General features: G+C 53.2%; 5 protein-coding genes and 3 pseudogenes. 1 reads left to right on the forward strand and 7 read right to left on the reverse strand.

What is annotated here, in order from left to right; translation table 11 throughout:
• Together ACF8D4_RS01655 and ACF8D4_RS01660 are read right to left on the reverse strand one after the other, a co-directional pair.
• Positions 1 to 229 (reverse strand): annotated as a pseudogene (locus tag ACF8D4_RS01655) (hypothetical protein); the annotation flags it as partial.
• 616 nt (positions 230 to 845) lie between these two features.
• Positions 846 to 2,279: pseudogene (locus ACF8D4_RS01660) on the reverse strand (N-6 DNA methylase); the annotation flags it as partial.
• Positions 2,280 to 2,455: 176 nt separating this feature from the next.
• Here ACF8D4_RS01660 and ACF8D4_RS01665 point away from each other — a divergent pair.
• Positions 2,456 to 3,478, forward strand: coding sequence for a hypothetical protein (locus ACF8D4_RS01665; protein ID WP_144135198.1), 1,023 nt, complete (start codon positions 2,456 to 2,458; stop codon positions 3,476 to 3,478).
• Here the strand turns inward: ACF8D4_RS01665 and ACF8D4_RS01670 are convergent.
• From ACF8D4_RS01670 to ACF8D4_RS01690, 5 genes and pseudogenes are all read right to left on the reverse strand, one after another.
• Positions 3,369 to 6,488, reverse strand: coding sequence for a glycosyltransferase (locus tag ACF8D4_RS01670; RefSeq protein WP_144135195.1), 3,120 nt, complete (start codon positions 6,486 to 6,488; stop codon positions 3,369 to 3,371). The two genes, ACF8D4_RS01665 and ACF8D4_RS01670, sit on opposite strands and share 110 nt — an antisense overlap.
• A complete protein-coding gene (locus ACF8D4_RS01675) occupies positions 6,436 to 7,302 on the reverse strand; it encodes a glycosyltransferase family A protein (RefSeq protein ID WP_144135193.1) in 867 nt (288 codons plus the stop codon). Before ACF8D4_RS01675 ends, ACF8D4_RS01670 begins: the two co-directional genes overlap by 53 nt.
• Entirely contained in the window at positions 7,299 to 10,820 is a 3,522-nt protein-coding gene (hsdR, locus tag ACF8D4_RS01680; protein WP_392464446.1) for a type I restriction-modification system endonuclease, read from the reverse strand. Before hsdR ends, ACF8D4_RS01675 begins: the two co-directional genes overlap by 4 nt.
• A 418-nt stretch (positions 10,821 to 11,238) precedes the next feature.
• Positions 11,239 to 11,391 (reverse strand): annotated as a pseudogene (locus ACF8D4_RS01685) (transposase); the annotation flags it as partial.
• A 139-nt stretch (positions 11,392 to 11,530) separates the two neighbouring features.
• On the reverse strand, positions 11,531 to 11,779 hold the full coding sequence (locus ACF8D4_RS01690; protein ID WP_025011888.1) for a DUF3297 family protein: 249 nt from the start codon (positions 11,777 to 11,779) through the stop codon (positions 11,531 to 11,533).
• Positions 11,780 to 11,789 lie beyond the last annotated feature (10 nt).

The following is an 11,789-nucleotide window of genomic DNA, read 5'->3' on the forward strand; positions in this document are numbered from 1 at the left end:
AAATAAGCCATAGCAGAGGGGTAATATCCTCGTCACCATGAATATTGAGGTCTTGTCCATCAGTTAACGCTGCTCTGGCCTCTTTTTCATGGCCTTGCTGAATATGCTGAAGTACCGTCACCATTTCCGGCTTAAAAAACTGCTCAGCATCCATCTGTTTTCCTCCTACACCACAGGCACTCAGTACACAGGTTAAAACCACGCCTAACCAGGTAACACATCTTTTCATCTGGCAATCCTCTTCAGGCTGCTTGAGTCAAGGTTGTAATATCTTCACGTTTTTGAGCTTCAATACCGGCAATAACCTGGTCCATTCCATGCCTTGCCACAGGGTTACCACCGGCAATACTCTCCAGTTTATGCATTTCACCCGGCGCGCTTGGAAGCGTATCCCGAGCCATCAAGATACCGCTGGCCAACAGTCCAAGACCTGTACCAACTGGACCAAACAGGCTCCCTATTCCCCCCAGAAGCCCAGGCAATAACACTCCACGCCACTTCTGTACCCCGGTCAATACTTCGCCATTGACCGCCTGGGTTTGGATAAGCTTATCGATTTCAGCAATAGGCAGACCACCTCTTCGCTCCATGGTTTTGGGATGCAACCCGGCTGCGTTAAAGGTATACCCGTTTCGACCTGTCACGCCAACCGCGCTGGCTGCTAAACCGCCGCCAAGTGAATGGCCAACAATCGTAAAATCATCCAGTGAGTCATCCACCATGTCGGCCAGATACATGGCCTGATTATATTGTTTAGTCTCCCCTCCAGAGCCCTGTTTCAGGTTGGTTGGCCAATCTTTACCACCAGTCACGCCGTTATTGGTTCCCCTGAACGTCAACATGGTTTCGAGCGAGTCGCCCTTGTGCTCGCGGATCCAGTCGCGACTGAAACAGCGCCATCTGGAGTGTACCAGACTGTTATCCACGCCCTTATTTTCATCCGCGTCAGCGACTTCCACCTGCTCGGCGCCGAAGCTGTATTCGCCCTCTGTGCGCTTGCTGGTGCTATCGGCATTGGCGCCATAGACCCGCTCGAAGGGGCCCAGATGTGGGTCCGTTGCAAAGATATCAGCTGCGAAACCCAGAGCCGCGTTACCAAAGGGGGTGCGCTTGCCAAAACTTGGCATATTGGTGCGAAGATCATAGACCCAGACGTTTTGGGTGCAGTTTTCCTGCTGGTATTTGTCGCTGGCACTGCCCTTGGTGAAAAACAGCACGTTGGTTTTTACGCCCTGGGCATAAAAAATGCCGGTGGGCAGGCGCAGGATGGTGTGCAGGTTGCACTTATCCATTAAGTCACGGCGAATGTCGGTGCCCTTACCCGCTTCAAACAAGACGTTGTCGGGCAGCACCACGGCGGCGCGGCCACCGGGCTTTAAGTTGCGGTAGATGTGCTGCAAAAACGCCAGCTGCTTGTTGCTGGTATCGAAGGTGAGGTCATCACGGGTGATACTGGCCTCACCGCCCTTGCTGGTACCAAAGGGCGGGTTGGCGAGGATGATATCGGCGGCTTTAAGGCTTTTACCGGCATCGCCGAGGGAGTTGCCGAGATGCACCACGCCTTCATCGTCGCCTTCCATGCCGTGCAGGAGGCAGTTCATCAGCGCCAGGCGGCGGGTGTTGGGCACAAGCTCAATGCCGACAAAGGCTTTTTGGCGCTGAAAGCGCTGCTCGTCGGCCGTTAAATCGAACAGCTCGTCGGTGTGGGCCTTGATGTACTGATCGGCGGCAATCAAAAAGCCGGCGGTACCCGCGGCGGGGTCCTGGATGAGCTCTCCGGCCTGAGGGCGGATACAGCGCACAATGCTGTTAATCAGCGCCCTTGGGGTAAAGTACTGCCCGGCACCGGACTTGGTTTCACCGGCGTTTTTCTCCAAAAGGCCTTCGTAGAGATCGCCGAGGCCATCTTTGCTGGCGCTGAACCAGTCGATTTGATCCAGCGAGCGGATAAGCTGCTCGAGGTGGCGCGGCTCCCGCAGACGGGTTTGAGCGTCGGCGTAGATGGCAGCAATGAGCGGGTCTTCATCTTTGGCCAAGTCCAGCAGCATCTGGCGGTAGTGGTTCAAAAGGTTCAGGCCAGAGAGTTTGGAAAGCTGCGGCCAGCGGCAATGCTCTGGCAGGGTGTGGGCAGCAAGGGAACCGGCCTCTTCGTTCTCATGCACCATTTTGATAAACAGCAAGAGCACCAGCTCGGTGACGTAATCGGAATAGTTGATGCCGTCATCGCGCAGCACATCACAGAGGTTCCAGAGTTTCTGGACGATATCGTTATTGGTCATAATGAGTTCCCGGGCGGGGCAGGCTGGCGGGCCTGCCATGGCGCCTAAACAATTGTTTAGTAAACAGACACCTAAACAATGAATTGAGCTTAAAAATCCGTTGGATGCTATGGTATCCCTTTGACCTGACATTGTGAACGACTGAAGAGTGAGTTTTGCCGCTTGAGGAGCGAATTTTGACAGACAGCGCACAGGTATTGCTGATTGGCAATGGCCCGGGGGAGATCCCCCCCATGGAAGATGCCCTGTGTATCCGTTTCAATGGTCGGCAGCAGCTCAGCGGCACCAGAACAATGACGGTGTTTAACGGCAAGCTGGCCCGAGAATATCTGGCCGCCACAGCGAAAGACCTGAACGTCAGTGCGTCCGGAACATCATCCCCAATCAGAGCATCAGGCTCTCTTGGCACGCATGGAATACCCAACGCATCAGAGTGGCAATTTGGACGACAACAGGCTGATGTGGCGTTGCTGCGAGAGCGACATTTTGCACTACGCCCGGACGGCGCCTCCACAGCCGATATGGCGCTCTTGGCAGATATCACTGATGTAGCGACAACTCTTGAGGCACGACTTGGTGCCTGGCCCTCGTCTGGCCTTGCGGTATTGGGATGCCTTGCTGGCCAGGACGTTAAGGTCAGCGTATGCCAGATGAACCTGTTGCCCTCACTGATACGATCGCCAGAGTTAAGTGGGCGAACTCCGCTGGCGGCGGCGTTCCATAACTGGCTGGGCGAGCGGCGACTGGCCATGGCGTGGCTTTTGGGCACAAGCACAGGTGACACGCCAATCGATTGGCCTGATTTTTGGCTACCGGCCCCAAGTCAGCCGATGACCACTGAGCCTTCACTTCCTGTTGAGGCATTACTGCATGTCACCCACTGCAGCAAAGCCGAGGGACAAAAGCTATGGCACCATCTGGCCAGCAGCAATGCCGAGAGCTGGCTTGAGAGCCTAACCAACAGCCATGATGCGGGTACGAGCCACCAGCCAGAGGCGCTGCTTGCGGCAGAAAAGCTGTTCTATCTGCCACGGAATACCCGGGAGACCGCCCTTTGGTGGCTTTATGATAACGAGGCGTCCGTTTGGGTCAGTCAGGTGCATTACAAGCTGGCCTGGCTGTGGCAAACGCTGGCGCTTCGCTCCCGGGGGCTTGTGGTGCCGGACTCAGCGAGGGCATGGCCAGGATCTCCTCGATAAGCTGCCGCTCTCTTGCCTTTTCGTCGCGGCCATAATCGCGGCGCAGATGCCAGCAGGCGTAGCCATCGTCTAGATACTGTGGGTTTAACGCAAGCTCGGCCATGGGCAACATGGTCAGATAGTCGGTCACTGTATCAAACCATTCACCATCGGGACGTTTGAAGTAATCCAGCGGTACCCTAAGAAACAGAGAACGGGTGAACACCCGCAGGTGACTCCAGACATTGGCGCCCGCCGCTTGCCTTGGCGCTTTATAATCCGGTCGGTACAACCTCAATGGCTTATTGGGGCGATACATGGGCATCTGGATTAAATCAGCGCCTTCAGCCCTCGCGTTTAACAGTATGTCCACCACCCTTGGGTGCATCAAACAATCGTCCTGATCCAGTACGGCGATAAGGCTTTGGTCGTGCTCACACAGGGTATTGATGGCCTGCAGGAAGTTGGGCATTCGGCCCTGGTGTCTTAGGTGGCGCACCAGTGTGGTACGTGGCATCAACTCGGCCAGCAGCTCGGGGTAACACCAGTTGTGAGCCCAGCCGCTGGCATCATCAATAAGCACTATGCCGAAGTTCTGATTGTGCTGCATGCGCAGCGAATTCAGGCACCTTGTCAGCAAACTTACGTCGGTATACCGACCTTTAAGCAGGAAGACCAAGGGTTCGGCACGTTTGGGATATTGCCAGTCTGCCGCGGGTTGCCAATCGAACGCTTCTTGCTGGGCGTGTGGCTCGCGGCCCTGGGCAATTAAATCTGCCGCCCGGGCGATAAGCGGCAAATGCTTATGTTCATTACGAGGATGCACGTAAAAGGTGGCCGGATCGCCACCGCGAAGTGCGCGCAATCCTTGTCTGGCCATATGTGCCTGCAAGGCCCGGTGCCAGGTTAAACGATAGCGCCCCTCGGCTAAGGGATTGACGATGGGCAGCTGCGCTTTTATGCGCTTAAGATCCAGCAGCCCAAGCCTGACTTCTGGCGCAAACTGCCCCGGTTCACCGTGGTAGGGCAAAATCTGGCGGGTTGCTTTGGGAATATTAAAGCCTACCGCAAGCACAATGCTTGGCTCTGCGGCATAGAGCATGTCGGCCAAGTAATCATGCTGCCAGTCGCGTCGGCCGATCATGACATCCAAATCGCACTGCAGCACATAACGGGTATCTATTTGCCCGAAAGCCCAGATCTGGGGAAACAAGGGGGCGTTGTCCTGAGTATGCGTATGAATATCAGCAGAGCCACCCTGCTCAACCGCATCCGTCGCCCCGAACCAGTGATGACAGGTCGCCAGAACAACACTCTGACATGTGGGCGACAACAGCACTTCATCGATAAGCCCAGCCTGTTTCAGCGCCTCGGCCTGCGTAATGACCGACGTGAGATCCGCTTCAGCGTATTGCCGTAAAAAGTCGCCTGCGTGGGTATCTATCAGCAGCAGCCTTTTGGCAAACCTGACCGGATATTGCAAGTGAGTCACTATGTGCTGCACCTGCGTTGTGAGGCTTTCGGCATCCTGACCACAGGCTTTTATCAGCAGACTGACATTGTCAGCAGTTGCCCGGGCATCGGGCTGCCGGATATTCAGGAATTGGGCATCGTGGCTTTGGGAGTCTACCTGACAATGCGGGTGCAAACTTGCCACCAACTCTGCGTAGAAGGTTGCAAAGCCCGGCAGGGCTTCAAGGGCTTCATCCTGGCGGCGAAAGCTGTGCCTGCGCCCCCATTCTTCATCTTTATTGCCAAGTATCCCGATTGAATACAGACGGGCACACATGTCCTGAAAATTGGAGCTGGTGAGGGGCTGAATGTCTTTGCCTATGTCGATGTAGAGCAGCTCGCCGGATTGGGTAAGCAGCAGGTTTTCCCGTTTGATGTTGAGAGCGCTGATACCGTTTTGGTACATGGCCAAGAGAAAACCAAGGACCTGTGATTCGGTAAGGCGCTTACCGGGATGATGGCCGGGTGCATAGGGGGTTTGATACTGCCAGCGTCCATCGCATTTACGCCAGCGAACCTTGGGAATAGGCACGCTTTTTTGGTTAAGGAGTTGCTGTAAGCGGCTGACTTCGGCGTCATCAATCGCCCAGGGATAAAATTCCTTTACCACCTGATTATGCTGGCGCCAGACTGCGCCTTCCATACCGACCCCAAGCAAGTCTCTTTGGTGAGTGATAAGCGCAGCCCAGCTACTGGCAGCACTGGCCAGACGGGTTCTTTGCTCCTGCCAAATCGATTGCTGTTTATTTGCCGCTGTATCGTTACCTGACAGCGAATAGATGGCATAAACGGGTGAAGGATTGATCGCCACTTGATTACCAAAGCGCATCAGTAGGCGGGTTAGTAACCAGTGATCTTCGGCGCTGCGAATATTGGGATACCTGAGACCAAGTCCGGTTTTGAGGAGTAAATTACAAGAAGGCAATTCCCGTTGCTGCCTGCCTTCTGCAAAGCTCTCGATAAATCCCGCCAGAGCTTGGGGTGACAAAAGCTCGGATGGGTCTGCAATATTGGCGCTATCCAGGATTGTATCGCCTATCCGCAGGTAGTTACTGCCAATGGCGGCAACGCACTGCTCCCGATGGGCCGATAGCCAAAGGCGTTCAAGACTGTCGGGATAAGCCAGTTCATCGTCGGCATCGAGTCTTGCCACCCATTGAACTGCCGGATTGTCGTCGGCCCAATCAAGCATCAGATTCCGCGCCCGAGCGGGCGAGCCACACTCGGCGCTGATGAGGGTGACCGCCGGGTGCAACAGATACGCCTTTGCATGCGTTTGCCAGTTGGGTTCTGAGCTGTCGTCCAACACCAGTATCTGTGCTTTCTTTTGCTGGATGAGGGTTTGCGTAACAGCACTTTTTAGCGCCCGAACCAGCTGTAGTGGTTGGTTCTTATGGGCGATAGCTATCAGTACCGGCGCAGCACGGTATTCGGCTTCGGCCTGCCGACGAATGCTTTGATTGCGATTACAGAGGATTTCTTGAAACGTCGCAGGAGCTTTGGGCTGAAAGTGTGACAATTGATCTATCCATTGATTGATATTCTTCCATGATGTCGGCCTCGCTAATCTTAAACAGCGTTTGTAAGCGACCGAAGAATGCTTGCTTATCAGCAGGCGACATCCGATGTTCGTGCAACCTTAAAAACTGGGCACATCCTTTACGTTTTTGCGGCGAATTGGGTGCTGATAATGCCTCTTCAGATTGATTACAGTGCCATACCACTGTGACTGTATCTGTGTACCTGAAGCGCTCTGGTGCACGCAGTAACATACGAATGGCAAGGTCACGGTCGTTACAGCTCACCAAACCATCGGTGAAGCCCCCAACAGCCTGAATGGCGCTTAAGCGGACGAAGGTATTCGAGCCCTGCCAACCGGGGTTTTTTACCAGAAAATCCGTGTATTTGAGATCTTTGGGGGTATTTAACGCAAGCGTTTCACCGTGCCTGCGAACTTCAATACCCGAGATAACGGCATCCACATTATCAGCCACCAGCTCAGCACAGCTCTGCAGATGGTTTGTCTGCCACAGGTCGTCATCATCCAGAATGGCAACCCATGCTTCTGGATAGTTGGCCTGCACATAATCGAGCCCGGTATTCCAGGCGCCTGCGGCCCCGGGGGCTCTGCGGTTATAAAGGAATGAAACCGGAATGCCAGGCAAGCATTGCGCGATAACCTGCTGTTGAACATCGGTAAAGGGCATCTTGTCGGCCACGATAACCACTTCGTCCGGCAGGAGGGATTGGCTGACGACACTTGGCAGTGAGACTTCCAATAAGTATTCGAGCGTCGGCCTTGAGGCCATCAGAACGACCAGTGGTGGGCTCATACGGCTTCCCACAGGTATTGGCCAAACTCCTGCAGCACGGTATCGAGCTGATCATCCAGGATCTGGTTAAGCCTTCTGGCGCCACCTTCAAATGCGGGTGTTAGGTTAATGGTTTCACGGTCGAGGATGACCTCATGCACCAGCTGTTTGGAGAGCCGCTCGAGCCACTTGCGCTGATTAGGGTTCCAGTCATGTGCCTTAAGGATTTTCTTCATCGCGCGGGATACCCGCTCCTCAAACGGAATAAGCGGTTCGCCTAATGCCGCGCGGCGAATGTGACCTATGATGCCGGCGGCGATTTCATGGCTGGTTTTGCCTCGCCATGCGGTTTTGAGATTGGTCTCACTGTAACCGGCGCCATCGAGCAACATACGGATTTCTTTAAGCTGCTCTCGGGTCAAATCCTTGGGGCGGTTAACCACTGTCATTAAAGCGGCATGCTGGTTCACTTGCTCGCGGATGTAGTTATCGAACGCACTCAGGTAGTCTTCGGGTCTACTGTAGGTGCCATAGGCCTGTTCGCGCAGTGTTAATTCGTCATCGTGTTCTGACAGCACAGGGCGATATTCACTACCAACCAATGCCTGCACCTGCTCGAGCTGTGCGATAAGGCTGCCATGCTGTTTGAGAAAATCACTGGCCTGTTTCGGCCCCAACTGGTGCAGGTGTTGGTGGAGTTTGCCGGGCTCAACACCCCAGCTATTACCCAAGTCTGCGAGTTTTTGCCTCAGCGCTGGATAACGCTCGGCCTCGCTTTCAGCTTTGCGCAGTACCCGCATCAGCTTTTGGCTGAGCTGACTGAGTACTGTGTCAGCCTGGGATTCACCCGAGATATCTCCCGGCACCGACATAGCCTTGGTAAGGAGGGTGTCATCGGTTAACTCGTCAATCAGCTGCTCAATCGTGATATTGGGGTTCTTCACCAGTGGTTTCATGGTGTTGACTTCAGAGAGCGCTGCGTAAATGTCTACCGGATCGTAGATTTTAAATACGGTTTTACCTATCTCATCGCAGCGGCGGGTGGCGCGGCCAACCATTTGTTCGTACAAAATGCGTGACTTAACCCGACGCATAAACACCAGATGACAGATTTTGGGGACATCGATACCAGTGGTGAGCAGATCTACCGTAATAGCAATGTTGGGGTAACGCTCGTTTTTGTAGCGGCGGATTAGCTCGGTGACCTTATCGCTCTTACCGGTAATTTTGGCCACGGCAGCCTGGTTATAGTCGCCGTTATACTTGGCGTGAAACTCTTCGTCCAGAATGCGTTTAACCATGTCTGCGTGCAGATCGGTGGCGCAAAAAATCATGGTTTTTTCGTCACCGAAGGGATCTAACTCCTTCACCAACGCCTGGCAGATGACCCGATTAAACTTCTCGTTAATCACCCTCTTGTTAAAGGCGTTAACGTCGAAGTTCAGCTCGTCTTCGAGCTCTGCCGACTCGATAGCGCCTGTGGCCATATCGATTGAAGAGACAGTTTCGCCCTTCTCAAAATTGATGCCGTTTTGGCTGAGGAGAGTCTGATAACGGATGGGCGGTTCATGGTCGATTAGCCAATCTTCGGCCACTGCTTCACGATAGGAATAGAGATAGACGGGTTTGCCGAAAATCTCACTGGTATGCTTTGCCGGCGTGGCAGTGAGGCCTATCTTGATGGCGTCGAAATATTCCAGTACCCGCCGATAACTGGAAAGGTATTGGTCGGCATCACGGGTTTCGATTTCGCCGTCGGTCATCTCTTGGTCGAGGGTGTAACCGCGGTGCGCTTCATCGACGATAATACAGTCAAACTCATCCACAGTGGGCGGTTCATCACTGGCAAAAATGCGCTTAACCATGGCCTGCACAGTCGCGACCTGAACGCGGGTTTCGGCCTCAGCAGCCATATCTTCGAGTTCGGCGATATTGTAGATGGTGGAAAGAGTCTTGTTCTGCTCAAGCTTTGCTTCTTTAAAGGCGTCGGTGGCCTGCTCACCCAAGGCGGTTCTGTCTACTAAAAACAGAATGCGTTTGAACCGTTCGGTCTTTAAAAAGCGATACATGAGGCCAATGATGGTACGGGTTTTACCGGTACCTGTAGCCATTGCCAGCAAACATTCACGCTGATCAGCCTCAAGCGCTATCTCAACCTCTTCGATGGCCTTTTGCTGGTAGGGACGCAGCTTTAGGTAACCAAAGCCTTCTTGCTTGAGTTTGGCTTCGGCATCTGCCCTATTTCGTGTGAGCAAATCGATAAGCCCGTCCGGCGAGTGGAAGCTTTGCAACGCTCGGGCGATATTTGCCCCGCTACGCACATCCCGAAACCAGGTACCGGACTGCTCGGCTAACTGCTTTACAAACGGCCTGCCATTGCAGGAATAAACGAAGGGAACAAAAAAGGTGTCGGTATCAACGCTCCAGGGCACTGTGCTCTCTTCGAGTGCCCATGGTTCTGATAGGCCGCGAAGGGTAAACCCCTTGCTATAGCGCTCTGCCTGAGGGATTGCACCAGCAACATTAACGTTTTCGCGTTTGGCTTCGACCACGGCGACGGGCGTGAGGCCAATAAACAGCACATAATCGGCCCGGCCATTTTTACCCTGGTACTTGGTTGGCCACTCGGCAATGGCCATGTTGCGACCTTTCTCCGGACGAGCTCCCTTTCGGTAGTCCAGCTGTATTGTGTCCGCCTCCCAGCCAGCTTCAATTAACTGCAGGTCTATGAGCATTCGGGTACTTTCTTCATCCAAATCAATGGACTTAGTTACCCGTTTAACTTTGTAGCTTAATTGCTTTAAGTCTTTTTGTTGCTGGGAAGCAGCCTCTTCAGTTTGGGTTTTCAGCTGTTTTTGCAGCTGTGCTAAACGTTGCTCAAATTGCTGTTGTTGGCGTTTGAGTTCGTCCTCGTGAGTCCTGGCCTGAAGCTCAAGTGCTTTTGACTCGGCGTCCATCAATTCCGCCAGTTGCTGGTATTCTGCTTTCTCCTGCTGTAACAGTCCTGTCAGCTCGGCACTCTGCTCAAGTTGGCAGTTGGCTTCCAGCAGCTGGTTTTTCAGCTGGGCAATTTGGTCCTGCAGCGCGCTGAGTTCTTCACTGGGATCTTTAGGCGTAACGAAGGGCCCCGGCGTAAAAGACTCTCCTCCCGCGCCAAAGGTTCGATGAAACCAAACCGCCAAATCACGGCCCACTTTAAGCCCGGCCAGCGCTTCTTTGTGTTGGGTTTTGAATTGGTGCACCGCCACATTGCCCGCTTTACGCAGACCATGGAACAGTTTGAGCACTAAAGATTCCAGCTGGAGTTCCCGACCGACAAGAAACAACAAGTCGGCCTGAGTGGTTTGTTGATCGAAAGTCAGACAACAACGAGCAGCGATATCCTGAGTGAAGGCTTCGGCCAGCTGCCTGAGTTTGACCAGGGTAGTGTTGGGATCGGAGGAGAAGGAGCGCTCGGCACCATAGGCGAGTTCAAAAAAAACACCTTCGTGTTCTTTAAGAAAAGAGAAGTTACTGAAAGTATCCTTTTCGTCGGCCATCCCGGGCGCACTCCCAATCAAAACTCGGTATGAGGTTAAGTCGTGATTTTGCCACAACAAATCCTTTCTTCGCCAGCGTATTAGTTTGATGGGACAAACACTTTTGGAACTACCTATAGCAATTCTGACCTCCCAGTAGCAAGCCAGATTGAACCCATCACCTACTTTTAAAAGCGTGGTTTAGACTTCTTCACAATGTTTTCTTCACAGACATCTATCTTCTTTAATTCAAAATTCACTTCAGCCACTATATTATCGTTCTTCTTTTACGGTTTTCAGTGTTTACAGGGACGTGGATATGCCATTCATAAAGCCGAAGCCAGGGGGATTTTACTATCCCAGAAACTACACGTCTCGAATGGTTTGGCTGTAACCTTTCCCCGAGATTAGTACCAATCCCTTGATGAGATTTTCCAGCTTATGCTGCTTGCTTGGCATACGCAATAGGCGGCATATAGTTCAGTGAACTATGAGGGCGAACATGGTTGTAGTGTTCACGCCACTTCTCGATTTCGTATCTGGCCTCGTCCAAGGTTCTGAACCAGTGCTGGTTCAGACATTCGTTCCGGAATTAGTTGACCGCTACAACCGCTTCCAGCTCACGGTTTGGCAACACTCCCTATGGTCAGTGACCTTGGCAGTTCAATTGCCAAGTAACAAAAAAGGGCCATCCTTACGGATAGCCCTCAGGGGTTAATTGGCAGATAAGCTTACTTATAAAAAGCTTCGACTGTGCCTTTGATGGTCATCAGCAGGGGCTGGCCGCGGCGGTCGAGCGCTTTGTGAGAGGCGACTTTAATCCAGCCTTCGCTGATGCAGTATTCTTCCACGTCATTGCGCTCTTTGCCATTGATGCGAATACCCACATCGAACTCAAACACTTCGGCCACATGGTGTGGGCTGCGTGGGTTGATAGAAAGGCGATCCGGCAGAGCGGGTGGTACTTTGGTATCGGTCATAATCTTCATC

The organism is Shewanella sp. YQ_9 (genome assembly GCF_043103185.1).
Lineage (GTDB): Bacteria > Pseudomonadota > Gammaproteobacteria > Enterobacterales > Shewanellaceae > Shewanella > Shewanella algae.